The following is a 14,578-nucleotide window of genomic DNA, read 5'->3' on the forward strand; positions in this document are numbered from 1 at the left end:
TTAAGGGAGAATGTTAATGTCAAAAAATATTGATATTGTAACATTAAGGAGCTTTAGCGCTGTTGTTGAGCACGGGGGAGTTTCTAAAGCTGCAAAGGCGTTATATCTTACTCAATCAGCGATTTCTCAACATATAAAACGGCTGGAAAGCATGCTTGATACAACTTTATTTAGCCGAGCGGGTAGGGGGCTGGTTCTTACCCCTACAGGTGAAATGTTGCTAGAGTATGCATCTAAAATACTGTTAACAAATGATGCGATTATTAATCACTTTAGAAAAGAAGTCGAAAAAAATTATATTTCTATAGGATTGTCAGAACATATATCCCATGTTTACTTACCAAAGATACTTTCAATTAGCAGTAAAATGCCAAACATTCAATTAGATGTGAAAATCGGTTTAAACCAAAAATTATTTTCCGATTTAAATGATGGAATGTTAGATATTGCATTATTGGTTTGTGAACAGGGGGCTCATAGTAAAAAAGTGGTTGGACAATTTGAGGTTTTCTGGGCATCTTCTCCAGAAACATACTCTAAAAAAGATCATAAAGCATTACCTATTATCCTTTATGATGGTCCATGTATGTTTCGTACTATGATGATATCAACATTAGAGGCACATAATATTCAATGGGAAGTTGTTTATAATGCTTCCAGTATAGGTGATTTAAAAGCCGCTATTGAAGCAAAAATTGGGATTTCAGCATTACTCAGTTGTGAAATTGATGGTTATTTAAATGAGGGAAAGCCTCAATGTTCAAATTTACCAAAACTACCTAAAGTAGATGTTGTTTTACACAGTAGGACATATGGCAAAGACCCTGTTATTACGGATATTATAGACGCACTTAACAAGTATGTTTTTATATAGGTATTTACTTTCAATTTTAACTCTATGATTTAACCCTTTAATTTTTTTTGCTCCACACATTTTACATTCCTCTTCAATTATTTTTTATACACGTATGATTTAAGTTGTTTTAATTAATTCTTAAGGTTTACTGTGTGTTGCTAGATAAACCCCTGATACAGCTACGGTAAATCCAAGCATTTCAACCAATTCAAAATCGTCACCTAATACTAGCGTTGCCATTATGGCTGTCGTTGGAGGGATTAAAAAGAATAAGCTAGAGACAGCGGATGCTTTTCCGCGACGAAGTAATAGATACATCAAGCTAATGGCACCGATGGAGTTCATTAATGCTAGCCAAGCTGTGGAGGCAATAAACCCGAAGCTCCATTGTACTGTCATTGTTTCGAAGTTAGACGCGAGTAGCCACATAATCATAGCGGCAATCGTTAATTGAATAGCTCCACCACTACGTAGATCCATAGATTGACAGAATTTTTTCTGATATAACGCTCCGGATGTAATGCCAAGTAAAGCGATGATTACAAAGAAGTATCCCATAGGATTAATGTCCGTAAAGTTTAATCCTTCCGAAACGACTAGGGCGACGCCACAAATCCCTAGTAATAGCCCACCCCATTGTTTTTTTGTAACGGTCTCTCCAAGGAAAAAGCCAGCGCCAATAGCGGTTAATATAGGCATAGTTCCAACGATTAATGCGGATACTCCAGCAGGAACGCCGAGATTCATACCGCTGTAAAGTCCTCCGAATTGGACGGCTTGTATTAACACTCCAACAACTCCTACGTGTAGAAATTTTTTACCTTTAGGCCAAGGCGCTTTCATCAATAAAGAAACAATCGTCAGAATTGCAGCAGCACTACCAAAGCGAAATAAAGTCATAGTAAAAGGTTCTGCGTAATCAAGTCCTATCGCACCGCCGATATAGCCAGAACTCCACAGCACTATAAATAAAAAAGGTAGAGTGATAGCAGGTAGTAACTCTTTATTAGAAAATAAGTCATTAGTCTTTTTAGAGGTTTCCATAATAAGTCCATCCGTTAATTTTGATTGTTTTTGTGAAATAAATATTGGCACAATAATTTTTATAAAAATAATTAAGTCTTCTAATGGCATTGTTAACGTTTGCTAATACATTGATATTTTATAGGTTAAGTTGCTTATTTATTAAATTGTGTTTATTTGAGGTTATTGGTTGACTTCGCCTCAATTTTTATCTAATTCTCTACGGGACATTTTAATGTCGTCTTGTTAGCATTAATAATGGTTGTTATTTTTATTGATCAGAACGAGTAGAAAAAGCATGAAACAAGACATTGTTCATATTGCTTTGGTGGTTCGAGACTACGACGAAGCTATTGATTTTTATGTGAATAAACTCAAATTCGAGCTGCTTGAAGATACCTATCAGCCAGAGCAAGACAAACGTTGGGTAGTGGTTTCTCCACCCGGTTCAAAGGGGGTGACCTTATTGTTGGCGAAAGCATCTAAACCTGAACAAATGGACTTTATCGGCAATCAAGCAGGTGGCCGTGTTTTCCTGTTTTTAAACACGGACGACTTTTGGCGAGACTACGAAAGCATGGTTGCCGAAGGCATTCACTTTATTCGACCACCTGCAGAACAAGAATACGGCACTGTTGCCGTGTTTGAAGACTTATACGGCAACTTGTGGGATTTGTTGCAACTCAAAGACAATCATCCCATCTCCAGTCGATTGAAAGAGCGGATCTAATTCGTTTTTTTATCCCTAGGTCCAATTTACTCTGTTTACAATGGTTTATGTCCATTTTCGATGAAAGGAATAATTTAATGCAGCATGCTCCTCTTTCTGTCCAAGTGACACGTGGTGGTATCGTAGAAAGTGAACACAGTATTAAGGCGGTGATTGTCTCAAGTACTGGCGAGGTAATGGCGTCTTGGGGCGATGTAGAGGCATTGGTGTATCCTCGTAGTGCGATTAAGGCTATGCAGGTGTTGGCTTTTATCGAGATGGGGGGAGCGGAGCAATTTGCGTTTACGGATGAAGAAATTGCCATTTGTTGTGCGTCTCACAATGGTGAGCCGGAGCATGTGAATACCGTACAAAGCATGTTGGATAAGCTTGTATTGTCTGAGTCTGATTTTGAATGTGGCTGTCATTGGCCAATGCGTGTAGAAGCCGGTTATGCCTTAGCGGGTGAGGGAAGAAAACCGAACCAATTGCATAATAATTGCTCCGGCAAGCACGCCGGTATGTTAGGTTTGGCAAAATTACTTGGTGTTCCATCGCAGGGGTACATAGACATTGATCACCCCGTACAACAAAAAATTTCGAATACCATGGCAGAAATGTGCGAGTACGATTACAGTTCTGCTCCTTGGTCGCCAGATGGTTGCTCTGCGCCAACATGGGCTATGCCACTGACCAATCTTGCATTGGCCTTTGCGAAGTTTGCGAGCCCTGAAAACTTATCAGAAGTGCGCCAAAAGGCCTGTAAAACCTTATATGACGCTGTGGTGAAACATCCTTTTATGGTGGCGGGAACCGATCGTTATTGCACCGATATGATGAGAATCTTACAGAAGCGCGTCTTTTTAAAAGTAGGAGCGGAAGGGGTTTATATCGCGGCGATTCCTGAGCTAAAACTCGCCATAGCGCTGAAATGTGAAGATGGCGCGGTTCGAGCGGCTGAGTCGGTTATGACCGCGTTATTGGATCATATTGGCATTACGTCTTTTGTTGCGGAGGACGTGATGCAGAAGTATCGATCGGTGATTTTAAAAAACTGGGAACAACGCATAACGGGGACGATTGTTTGCGCCATTGAAAGAGCGTGACTCGTATTATGGATAGAGCGCTTTAGGCTTATTTGCTAAAGCGCTCTATGTCGTGTTATCGGTTTTTATTCAGAGAAATTGGATCCGTTCCTACGAGATGTAAGGTTCTTTGTGGGAATGGAATCGTCAATCCAGCGGCTTCGATGGATTCTTTAATACGTTTGTTTAAATCCCAATAGGTAGGCCAATAATCGTCGTTATTTGCCCACGCTCTAAACTGAATGTTCACGGCACTGTCCATCATGGAAGCGACCATGATTTGTGGTGCAGGGGTGCTGAGTAGTCTAGGTTCGTTCTCTGCAATCTTCTGTAATACCGCAAATCCTTCATCAATAGAGTCTGAGTATGAAATACCGACGATAATGTCCATGCGTCGTTTTCCATTGCGGGTAAAGTTTTTAATGTTGTTCCCCCACAGCACGCTGTTTGGCGAAGCTATGTACAAACCGTCAACGGTTTCTAAAACGCAGGTAAAGAGATTTATTTCTCGAACCGTACCTTGCGTTCCACCAAACTCGATAAAGTCTCCGGTATTAAATGGGCGTAATATTAATAGCATTATGCCTGCCGCTATATTACTTAACGTATCTTTTAATGCTAAGCCAATCGCTAGACCAGCAGCACCAACGAGGGCAATAAGGCTGGCGGTATTCACCCCAAATATGTCTAAAATAAACACGCCGCCGATAAGATAAACGGCGTAACTGGCCACCGTTGAAAAAATAGGAATCAAAGTGGCATCGAGTTTTTTCAATTTTGAATTGGTGTTTTGTATCGCTTTGCGTACTGCTTTTGCCATGATGGAACTGGCGATTAAGATGACGGTGGCCAGTATTACGTTGTAACCAAGCGCAATAATGGTTTCTGAGTTATTTTGCCAAAACTGAATGAGTGATTCTTTCATAAAAGTCTCTTGTGATTCAAACGCATTAAACACAGCGTTGTGTTTAATGCGGGTTATTCAAAGCCATTGCCATCGCTTTTATTAAGCGATGACGGACGATACGAGCCAGAGGTTGTAGGCGCAAAAAGCGAGCAAGAGTCCGGCACCTTCCAAGCGATTAATACGGCCTGTTTTACGAAAGCCATAAGCCATAACTAATAAGACGACAGTCATCCCCATCATGACCAACCAGTCCCGTGACAGAACTTCTCCAGTCAGGTTCGTCATGGGGGATATGATGCCTGCAATACCAATGACCGCCAGTATATTAAACATGTTCGATCCAACGACGTTACCAATGGCAATATCATGTTCGCCTTTTCTGACGGCAATGATAGAGGCGGCCAATTCTGGTAATGATGTTCCCAGTGCGATAATGGTTAAACCAATAATCAAGTCACTGACACCAAGTGCTTGGGCAATACTTACCGCGCCCCAAACGAGAATACGAGAGCTTATGATCAACACTACAAGGCCAAATATTAACCAAAAAATGGCTTTTTTGATTGGCATAGCATGATCAACCAGCTCTTGTTCCATCTCGCCTTCTAGTGCATCGCCTTTGCCTTTCATGGCGGAATAAATGCTCCAGCCAATGAGGGCGAAGAACCCCACTAACAACAGAACGGCTTCAAAGCGTGTTAATGCGCCGTCCCAAAGAAAATAGCCCAACAGTAAACCGATTAATAACAGCAGAGGGATTTCTTTTCGGACTATGTTGGATTGCACAATAATAGGCGCAATAATGGCCGTCAATCCAAGAATTAACCCTGTGTTGACAATATTGGAACCTATGGCATTGCCTAACGCTAAGTCAGGATTGTTGTCCAAGGCTGCCATGGCGGAAACCACCATTTCAGGGGCAGACGTACCAAAGCCAACTACGACCATGCCAATGAGTAATGGCGGCATCCCAGCGTATTTTGCTGTGGCAGCAGCGCCTTCGACAAAGCGATCGGCACTCCAAACCAATAAAATAAAACCACCTATAATGGCGAGAATTGCGAGGGTCATAGAGTCACCTTACCTAAAAAGAAACCAAGAAAAGAGAGAGCAGAAAATACGATGAGCTGAGAAGACATTGAGACCAATGCTAGGGATCGTTCAAGCGGTTTATACATATGGGTATCCTCGGGGTGGCATAGACAAAGGCAACCACTACTCCCCACCCCGAGAGCAACGTTTGCCTTAAGTCTTGTCAATCCAGATAGGACATAACCGCCACGAACTGCTGTTCGGAGACTGTTGACGGTTATCTCAGAAAGTTCTGAGAGACTACTCCCCTAAGGTTAGAAAATGATCATATAACGCATGGCCTTTCTTTACCACTGGTGCTTGATGTTTATTGATGAGGCAGTGGCAAAGAGTGACCCTGTCTGCGAATATTGGATACCCAACACAAGGCATTGCATTATGATGGAATTAACGTCTCCTAAAGACTTGGCTCGTCTTCGTCGTTTAGCTTTGGCATCGCAAGGCTTGTTGCAGGCTCAGCCTTTTGGGCGCGGTTTATCAGGGGCGCGTCAGGCAGTGAATCATTTAGGCTATGTACAGATAGATACTATTTCTGTGGTGGAGCGGGCGCACCATCATGTGTTGCATTCTAGAGTACCTAAGTTTGAGCCAGCGATGCTGAATCAGATGTTGATGGATGGGGGGATTTTTGAATATTGGTCCCACGCGGCGGCGTTTCTACCAATGGATGATTTTCGTTTTTCCCTGCCTTATAAACAAGCGATTAAAAGCGGTCAAACTCATTGGAATAAACACCCTGATCGAAAGCTCATGGCCGAATTATTAGCGCGTATTCGTGCAGAAGGGCCGTTGCGTTCACGTGATGTCGAAACCAAAACCAGTAATCGTGCTGGCTGGTGGGATTGGAAACCTGCGAAAAAAGCACTCGAACAGTTGTTTATGGAAGGCGATTTGATGGTGAAAGATCGCGTTGGCTTTCAGAAAAATTATGATCTAACCGAGCGGGTTTTGCCGAATCAGGTGAATACCCTTATGCCCAGTCTGGACGAATTTGTGACACACATGCTTGACCAACAGCTGCGTTGTCATGGTTTAGTGTCTTTGAAGGGCCTGACGTATCTAAGGCGTAATACAGAGCTGCGCAATGCCATGAAAGCTTTGGTCAATGAGCGCTTGGTACAAGGTTTGTTAGAGCAAGTCGTACTAAACAATGGCGAGATATACTTTATTGAAACCGGTGCGTTAGAAGCTCGCTTGCCGAGTCTCAACAAGCGTTTATTGATTCTTTCGCCCTTTGATAACAGCGTTATCCAGCGTGATCGACTCAAAAGCTTGTTTCAATACGATTACCAGATCGAATGCTACGTACCAGAGCCAAAACGCCAATATGGCTATTTTTCCCTGCCGTTATTGTTTCGTGGTGAATTCATTGGGCGCATGGATTGCAAAGCCCACCGACAAGAACGCCGCCTAGAAATCAAATCTTTGCATTTAGAGTCGCAGCTGGGCGAAAAAACATTTGATGATGAGCAAGTTATTAACGCTTTCGTCGAAGCCATCAAAATATTCAGCGAATTTCAACAATGTGATTTTGTCACGCTCACATCAGTTGAACCTAAGTATCTTGCTCAAGCGCTTAATAAAGCATTAAACCTAATATAGTGAAGTTGTCATTATCCATTTAAAGGAATTTCAGTTGAGGATTTCACGGTTCGAAGTGACACAGAAGTTTGGAATTTTCGGATGTTGGCTTCTGTGTGCAGCACCCGATCAACAAAGCTTTCATAAGCTTGAATATCTGGCACAGTAACGACCATCATAAAATCATAGTTGCCTGTTATTTGATAACAGTGTCTTACTTCTGGCGCTTTGCTAATGACGCGTTTAAAGGCGTCATACACATCTTTACGATCTCGCTCCATTTCGACAGAAACCAGTAATGTCAGTTTATTGCCGCTCAATTCTGGGTTCACAAGAGAAACATCACCCACAATGATGTTGTCATCTCTCAGTCGTTTTACTCTTTTATGGCAAGCTGGTGGCGATAGGCCCACTTCTTCGGCCAGTTCCACGTTTGCGATGCGATTATTATTCTGCAAGATGGCGAGGATTTTTCTGTCTATCTTGTCTAATTCCATAAATTTCTCAAAGATATGTTTTTGTGTTTGAAAATTTCTTAATGGTTTTTATATTAAAAATATTTGTCATTATCAATCATTAAATTGATCGGCATATTTCCTGTTAACTCAATACACTTCCTCCATAGACTGTTTTGGAGAAAGAGACGTGAATGAACGAATATCCTATTGGGTTGGGCTTTTGTTGAATGGACTTTGGAAGGAGATCTTAGGCATCACATGGACTCTTTATAAAATCATGATTCCGATGATCATCGTGATCAAGGTTTTTGAAGAGTTTGGTGGCATTGAGTTATTAAGCCAATGGTTGAGCCCAGTTATGTCGCTGGTCGGTTTGCCTAGTGAAATGGGATTGGTATGGGCAACTACGCTTGTGACCAATATGTACGCTGGACTTGTGGTATTTATAAGTACAGATGTCGATTTAACGGTCGCACAAGTCTCAATTCTTGGTACTTTGATGTTACTCGCTCATTCGCTCCCTATTGAAGTCGCTGTTGCTAAGAAAGCTGGCGTTGGTGTAGTGGCGACGCTTGTTATTCGCCTTGGTGGCAGTTTGTTGATGGGGTGGATTTTGCATCAAATATACCAAGGCGGAGATCTGTTAAATACGCCTGCTAAAGTGATTTGGCGACATGCGCCAGTGAGTGATCCCAGCTATGTCGCTTGGGCAATCGATCAGCTTAAAAGTCTTGCGATGATCTTTGTGATCATTGCTACGCTAATGACGTTTTTACGCTTGTTGAAATTACTCGGAATTGAAAAGTTGATGGCAATATTGCTTAAGCCTATTTTGTCTGTGCTTGGTATCAGTCGAGAAGCCACAAATTTAACCATTGTTGGCATCACGCTAGGTGTTTCTTTTGGTGGCGGCTTGCTTATTAACGAAGCAAAGCGAGGGATCATTTCGCCACGGGATATTTTTGTCGCCATGATGTTGCTCAACCTACTTCATAGCTTAATTGAAGACACCCTGCTGATTCTGTTAATTGGCGCGGACTTTATGACCATTTTCTGGGGGCGGATGGTCTTTGCCGTGACAGTGATTGGGATGTTGGCTTTTGTACTTAAACGACTGGATGAAAGTACGTGTCGTAAATACTTGTACAAAAAAATCAGCGGTTAATACTACTAATATTAAAGTAGAACCGCATGGGAGCCATTCAACTCTCATGCGGATTTTAAATCAATGAATTGTTTTAAACCCTAAAGTTATTCATTCAAAACTATCCATTCAAAGCCCAAATAATGATGGCAAATACAAGGTGATGACTGGCACGTAGGAGATAACGGCAAGTAAGCTGAATAGCACGAAGTAGAAGGGGGCGAGGGCGACGATGACTTTTTCCACTTTCACTTTGGCCACGGTAGCACCGACGAATAAGCCGGTCCCGACAGGTGGTGTAATCGTGCCGATGGCGAGGTTGAAGATCATAACGACGCCAAAGTGCACAGGGTCGTAGCCTACTTTCATGGCAATCGGTAATAAGATCGGCGTGAAGATCAAGATCGCCGGTCCAATGTCCATAAAGCAGCCAATCACCAGTAATAAAATATTGATGATCAGCATGACCATGATAGGGTCATTGGATATACCCAGAATCAAGGCAGAAATGGCGGCTGGAATACCAGTAAAGGCCATGGCGAAAGACAAGGTGGCCGATGCTGCTAACAGCAACATGATGGTGCCCGTAATGTGTGATGTCTCGATTAGAAACTTAGGCAGTGCTTTAAGTGGCGTGGTTTTGTGGATGAAAAACGCCAAGACCATGGTGTAGATCACCGCGATACCAGAGGCTTCTACTGGTGTGACGACGCCCATGACAATCCCACCAATGATAAAGACGATAAGGAATAAGCTGGGAATGGCGTCTAAGGTGATCTTAATCGCTTCTCTAAACGGCACACTGTCCGACAAAGGGTATTGGCGTTTTTTGGCAATAATGACGGTGACTAATACCAAGCCCAAGGCCCAAATAATACCCGCGACCGCACCCCCTAAAAACAAGGCCGCAACGGAGGTGCCACCTGATACCAAGGAATAAATGATAAAGGCTGTCGTCGGAGGCACCAGCATGCCCGTTGGGGCGGAAGCGATATTCACCGCGGCTGCAAATGATCGGTCATAGCCTTCTTTGGCTTGAATCGGCACCATGACGCTACCAATTGAGGTAGATGCGGCAATGGCCGATCCAGAAATACAGCCAAATAAAACGTTACCAGCGATGTTGGTTTGCGCTAAGGAACCAGGAATACGCCCTGCGAGCAGCTTGGCGAAATTGACCAAGCGTATGGCGATACCGCCAGAGTTCATAATCACCCCAGAGAGAATAAAAAATGGCACGGCTAACAGGGAAAAGCTGTCTAAGCTGGCCACCATTTTTTGCGCTGAGGTGAACAGCGCCATGTCGACTGGTACCATCATGGTGACGGCAGCCAACGACGATGCTACCAAGGCAATCGCCAAGGGCAATCCTAAAAGAGACAGGATCGAAAAAGTAATAATCAGCACTAAGCTTGCTTCACCTGCCATGTTTATTCTCCCATATTGAGTGATTTTTCGATGTCGTCTACAGGCGCTTCATTGGCTGGCGTTTTGATGACATCAATCAAATTTAAAATAGCGTACAAAATCAACAACACACCGCACACGGGTAAGGCTGCATAAAAACTCGACATCGGCAGTTGTAATACCGCCGTGAGCTGTTTTGATGAAATTTGCATGCTATGTAAGCCGCCGATGATCAGCACGTAGACGCTAAAAATAATAAAACTGATCGGCACCAGTAGCTTAAGGAATGTGCGAAACCTACCGCGCGAAAGATCGCGCAGTAGGTCAATGGCCATATGGGAACCACGACCAGCAGAATAAGCGGCTCCTAACAGAGACAACCAGACCAATCCCAGTCGCAACAACTCTTCGGTATAGGTGGAAGGGTCGTTAAATACGTAGCGACTGATCACCTGCCAGCACAGTACACCGACCATGCTGAGCAGTAAGAGTGAGCAGCTTGTCCCTAAAAATATATCTAGGAAACGTCTTATGGTTGGCATTACTTTGGCTCCGCTTGTTGGCGAATCGCTTCGTAGACTTGGTATTTTTCAGGCTCAGATTTGAGCTCGTCGTACATAGGCTGAACGGCGGCTTGGAATTCGCTGATATCTGGATAATAAAAAGTCACACCAAATTGTTTTTCACTGGTTTCTTTGGCGTCATTGACGGCTTGTGCCCACGCTTGTTTATGAAACTCGGTGGATTCTTTTGCGGCTTCTCGCACGGCTTGTTGCTGGTTTGGGCTCAAACGCTGCATGGTTGCACTAGAAATCAAAAGTATATCTGGCACCCGCGAGTGTAGGTCGTAGGAGAAATGTTTAGCGACTTCCGCATGACGGGCAATGGTTAAGGCAAATTCGTTGTTTTCCGCCCCGTCTAATACGCCTTGTTGAATTGACGAATAGACGTCGGCTTGCCCCATGGCGATAGGCGAGCCTCCCAACATTTTGACCATTTTAATGGAGGTCGGACTTTGCATAACGCGGATTTTTAGACCCTTAAGGTCATCCACACTACGGATGATTTTCTCGGACGTATAAAAGCTGCGTGCGCCGCTGTCGTAATAGGTTAACCCTAAAATGCCTTGGTCTTTTGAAGATTCATAAATAGGGGTGGTAATGTCTTGATTGTCCATGACTTTGTAAAAGTGCGCTTGGCTGTCAAATAAATAAGGCATAGAGAAAACGCCGTACACTGGTGCGAAACTTTCCATGAGGCCACCACTGACCTTGGTTATATCCAACAACCCCGCTTGCAGTAACTCGACCATTTCCCGCTCTCCGCCGAGTTGGCTGTCAGGAAAGAAGGTGATGGTCACATCGCCTTGGGTTTTTTGATCGACCAATTCAGCAAATTTTTTCATCGCTTCAACGGTTGGAGTGGCGTTGCTGGCATAACCGAAGCGCAAATTTTCCGCGTAGGCTGATACAGACGTTATGCTCAAGCCAATAAGGGTTAATGCGGTACTAAGGCGTTTAAGTTTCATTTTCTTATCCTTTTTATCTTTATTGTCGTTTTAAGAAATAGAGGGTTCATTTTTTCTCTAGCGGATTGCTAGATGTAGCGACGTAAATATTCGCTAAGACACAAAATCGCCATGGCTTGCCCATAAGGCATGGCGGTGATTTTGATGTTTTTGTAATACTCTAGATCGTTACCCATGGCGGTACCAAACGAGGTGTTTTGCAGTTCGCCTCGCTCGTCTATGTTGTTACAAACGGCTTTGATGGCCTTTTCAGCCACAGGCAAATAGTCTTTTGATAGGTAGCGTTTACGCACGGCTTTTAAGATGCCATAGGCAAATCCGGCCGACGCGGAAGCTTCTAGATAGGTGCTGCTGTCATTCAGTAAGGTGTGCCAAAGGCCGTCGCGGTGTTGCCGTTCGCTCAGGGCTTTCACTTGTCGTTCCAGCGTAGACAGTAAGAAGCGACGAATTGGGTCGTTCTCGGTCAAATCTAATAGCTCGATGAATTCTGGAATGACGATCGTGATCCAGCTGTTACCGCGAGCCCACAAGGCTTTGGCAAAGTTGTGGTTGCCTTCAAAGGTCCAACCGTGAAACCACAGACCACTTTGGGTGTCCATCAGGTATTGAATGTGGGTCAAAAACTGGTATTTCGCTTCTTCGACGTATTCGGGCTTATTGAGCAATTTACCGATTTTAGCGAGAGGTAAAACACTCATCATTAAGGTGTCGTCCCACATTTGATTGTGGTTCACGCTGTTGTAAACGATGTGCTGCAAGCCGCCTTCTTGTACGCGTGGCATGTCGTACATTACCCATTCAGCCCATTCTTCTAGATACGGAATCCAAGATTCTTTTGGTGTCCGTTCATGCAAACACGCTAACGTTAAAAAGGGGGCGACAGTATTGATGTTTTTGGTGGGCGTACCTTCGCTAAGACGTTGCTCGAACCAGTCGTGAATGATGTTTAATGTTTTGGGATCATTGGTGGTTTGCCAGTATTTGAACAAGCCATATAGACCTATTCCATGAGTCCACTCCCAGCCAGCCCAGCCTTTGGTATCGATGACACGACCATCTTCAAGGCGCAGCAAAAAATCGCCAGTAGTATCTTCAATGTTGATAAGATTGTCGGTGAGTCGCTCGATCAGTTCTATGGTACGTGCCTTTGGCATGACATAGGTTGGTTGACTTAATAATGTGTGCATTTTCAATCCTTTTATTATTTTAATAACTGAGCTGAATATAAAGTATAAGAGCGCTAGCTGAAATAGTAGTTTAAATTTTTATTAAAATGGTATTTTTTTAATAAAACGTTGTTTCTAAATTTAATTTTGCCAAAAAAATATAGCCTCTTTTAAAGCTATATTTTTTAATCTCTTCAGATGTCATTTAAAAGTATGCCGACAACAAGCTCATCACGATAAATTACGTTTTGTCGGGCTAAAGCCGCGACCTACAAAACTTGTCTATCTTTACTAGACAATCCCAGAGCCCGTTTTATTCGGATCTGCAGGACGAGCCTTGGCGACGGCGGCACGATAGCCACTTGCTCGGTAACAGCTCACTGGATCGATGGCACCGCCGGCCTGTAAGCGCGCCATTTGCAATATGGGCTCTACATCCATGTTGTACGCTTGTTTTAAGCTGGCTTGCGCCATCATGGCGTCGTTTGCTTCTTGGTATTGTGTTAACGCGTTGCGATCGACTAGTAAGCTTTTCACGAAAGCACGTTGTACTTCCGCTGCGCTGTACATCAAACTTTCCACTGGGTCGGTGACGTTGTGGGATTGATCCAACATGTAGAAGGGACGGTAAGACGGATCTTGTGCGCGTATATCGGTTAATTCGTTAAAAATTAGGAATAATTGATAAGGATTTATCGAGCCGCTGTCCAAATCATCGTCGCCGTATTTACTGTCGTTGAAATGGAATCCGCCCAGCTTGCCGAATTGCGCAAGACGGCTGACGATCATTTCGATGTTGACGTTCGGCGCATGATGGCCCAAATCCACGAGAGACAAACAACGCTCGCCTGTTTCTTTAGCCGCAAGGTAGCTGCTGCCCCAGTCTTGAATCACAGTTGAGTAGAAAGCAGGTTCAAAGATTTTGTGTTCCAGCAGCATGTTCCAATCGTCTGGCAGGCTGTTGTAAACGGCTTTGATGCTGTCTAAATAATTGCTGAAGCTGTTTTTAAAGTGTTGTTGGCCGGGGAAGTTGGAGCCATCGCCCACCCAAACGGTGAGGGCTTTTGATCCGAGCTTTTGGCCTAATTCCACCACGTCGATATTATGAGCAATAGCTTGTTCGCGCACGGCTTTGTTGGTGTGCGTCAAACTGCCGAATTTGTACGATTCTTCCTGACCGATTTGATCTTGGAATGTGTTGGAATTCATTGCGTCAAAATGCAAACCGTATTGCTCAGCGTATTGGCGTAGCTCGCTTGGATCTTTTGGTCTGTCCCAAGGAATATGCAGAGAAACGGCTGGAGTGGCTTGTGATAGCTGTTGAATAACCGAACAATCGTCAAGTTTTTCGAAGATATTGCGCGGCTCGCCTTTGCCTGGAAAACGGGCGAAACGCGTACCACCTGTGCCCACTCCCCAAGAGGGAACGGCGACGGTAAATTGCTTAGCTTGCTCTAAAATAGTGTCAATTTTGATGCCGGAGCGATCCAATTTTTTCGCCAGTGCATGGTAGTCACTAGTGACCGCGGCTTCTTGCTTGGCGTTTTGCTCTTGTAGCAAATTTTGATCAATGAGTTGTTTCATGGTGATTCCTTTTATTGTTCTTTTAATCGAGACCTTTG

Annotated in this window: 14 protein-coding genes; 5 read left to right on the forward strand and 9 right to left on the reverse strand. The window is 43.7% G+C overall.

Annotation, left to right across the window (positions count from 1 at the left end; translation table 11 throughout):
• The first annotated feature begins 16 nt into the window (after positions 1 to 16).
• A complete protein-coding gene (locus tag DKT73_RS11590; protein ID WP_198666606.1) occupies positions 17 to 874 on the forward strand; it encodes a LysR family transcriptional regulator in 858 nt (285 codons plus the stop codon).
• A 120-nt stretch (positions 875 to 994) separates the two neighbouring features.
• On the opposite strand, the gene DKT73_RS11595 is transcribed toward DKT73_RS11590, so the two are convergent.
• Positions 995 to 1,990 (reverse strand): DMT family transporter, encoded by a 996-nt coding sequence (locus tag DKT73_RS11595; protein WP_232827857.1) that lies wholly within the window; start codon positions 1,988 to 1,990, stop codon positions 995 to 997.
• Between the two features lie 187 nt (positions 1,991 to 2,177).
• Between DKT73_RS11595 and DKT73_RS11600 the strand changes: the two genes are divergently transcribed.
• A complete protein-coding gene (locus DKT73_RS11600; protein ID WP_111638717.1) occupies positions 2,178 to 2,609 on the forward strand; it encodes a VOC family protein in 432 nt (143 codons plus the stop codon).
• A 77-nt stretch (positions 2,610 to 2,686) separates the two neighbouring features.
• Positions 2,687 to 3,694, forward strand: coding sequence for an asparaginase (locus DKT73_RS11605; protein WP_111638718.1), 1,008 nt, complete (start codon positions 2,687 to 2,689; stop codon positions 3,692 to 3,694).
• A gap of 55 nt (positions 3,695 to 3,749) precedes the next feature.
• Here DKT73_RS11605 and DKT73_RS11610 read toward each other — a convergent pair whose 3' ends face one another.
• The gene (locus tag DKT73_RS11610; RefSeq protein ID WP_111638719.1) at positions 3,750 to 4,598 is read right to left on the reverse strand and encodes a mechanosensitive ion channel family protein; all 849 of its coding nucleotides are present in this window, start codon (positions 4,596 to 4,598) and stop codon (positions 3,750 to 3,752) included.
• Positions 4,599 to 4,679: 81 nt separating this feature from the next.
• A complete protein-coding gene (locus DKT73_RS11615) occupies positions 4,680 to 5,651 on the reverse strand; it encodes a calcium/sodium antiporter (RefSeq protein WP_111638720.1) in 972 nt (323 codons plus the stop codon).
• A 399-nt stretch (positions 5,652 to 6,050) separates the two neighbouring features.
• Here DKT73_RS11615 and DKT73_RS11620 point away from each other — a divergent pair, with 399 nt between their 5' ends.
• Positions 6,051 to 7,274 (forward strand): winged helix-turn-helix domain-containing protein, encoded by a 1,224-nt coding sequence (locus DKT73_RS11620; RefSeq protein ID WP_111638721.1) that lies wholly within the window; start codon positions 6,051 to 6,053, stop codon positions 7,272 to 7,274.
• An 11-nt stretch (positions 7,275 to 7,285) separates the two neighbouring features.
• On the opposite strand, the gene DKT73_RS11625 is transcribed toward DKT73_RS11620, so the two are convergent.
• Positions 7,286 to 7,750, reverse strand: coding sequence for an Lrp/AsnC family transcriptional regulator (locus DKT73_RS11625; protein ID WP_111638722.1), 465 nt, complete (start codon positions 7,748 to 7,750; stop codon positions 7,286 to 7,288).
• A 148-nt stretch (positions 7,751 to 7,898) separates the two neighbouring features.
• Here DKT73_RS11625 and DKT73_RS11630 point away from each other — a divergent pair, with 148 nt between their 5' ends.
• A complete protein-coding gene (locus DKT73_RS11630; protein ID WP_111638723.1) occupies positions 7,899 to 8,876 on the forward strand; it encodes a hypothetical protein in 978 nt (325 codons plus the stop codon).
• Between the two features lie 108 nt (positions 8,877 to 8,984).
• Here DKT73_RS11630 and DKT73_RS11635 read toward each other — a convergent pair whose 3' ends face one another.
• From DKT73_RS11635 to rhaI, 5 genes are all read right to left on the reverse strand, one after another.
• The gene (locus DKT73_RS11635) at positions 8,985 to 10,283 is read right to left on the reverse strand and encodes a TRAP transporter large permease (protein ID WP_111638724.1); all 1,299 of its coding nucleotides are present in this window, start codon (positions 10,281 to 10,283) and stop codon (positions 8,985 to 8,987) included.
• A gap of 2 nt (positions 10,284 to 10,285) precedes the next feature.
• Positions 10,286 to 10,804, reverse strand: a complete 519-nt coding sequence (locus DKT73_RS11640) for a TRAP transporter small permease (protein ID WP_111638725.1) — start codon at positions 10,802 to 10,804, stop codon at positions 10,286 to 10,288.
• Entirely contained in the window at positions 10,804 to 11,790 is a 987-nt protein-coding gene (locus tag DKT73_RS11645; protein ID WP_111638726.1) for a TRAP transporter substrate-binding protein, read from the reverse strand. The genes DKT73_RS11640 and DKT73_RS11645 overlap by 1 nt, the downstream gene beginning before the upstream one ends.
• Before the next feature lie 68 nt (positions 11,791 to 11,858).
• On the reverse strand, positions 11,859 to 12,977 hold the full coding sequence (gene bglB, locus DKT73_RS11650) for a beta-galactosidase BglB (protein WP_111638727.1): 1,119 nt from the start codon (positions 12,975 to 12,977) through the stop codon (positions 11,859 to 11,861).
• 270 nt (positions 12,978 to 13,247) lie between these two features.
• Positions 13,248 to 14,540 (reverse strand): L-rhamnose catabolism isomerase, encoded by a 1,293-nt coding sequence (rhaI, locus tag DKT73_RS11655; RefSeq protein ID WP_111638728.1) that lies wholly within the window; start codon positions 14,538 to 14,540, stop codon positions 13,248 to 13,250.
• Between the last annotated feature and the right edge of the window lie 38 nt (positions 14,541 to 14,578).

The organism is Marinomonas shanghaiensis, assembly GCF_003259175.1.
GTDB classification, from domain to species: domain Bacteria; phylum Pseudomonadota; class Gammaproteobacteria; order Pseudomonadales; family Marinomonadaceae; genus Marinomonas; species Marinomonas shanghaiensis.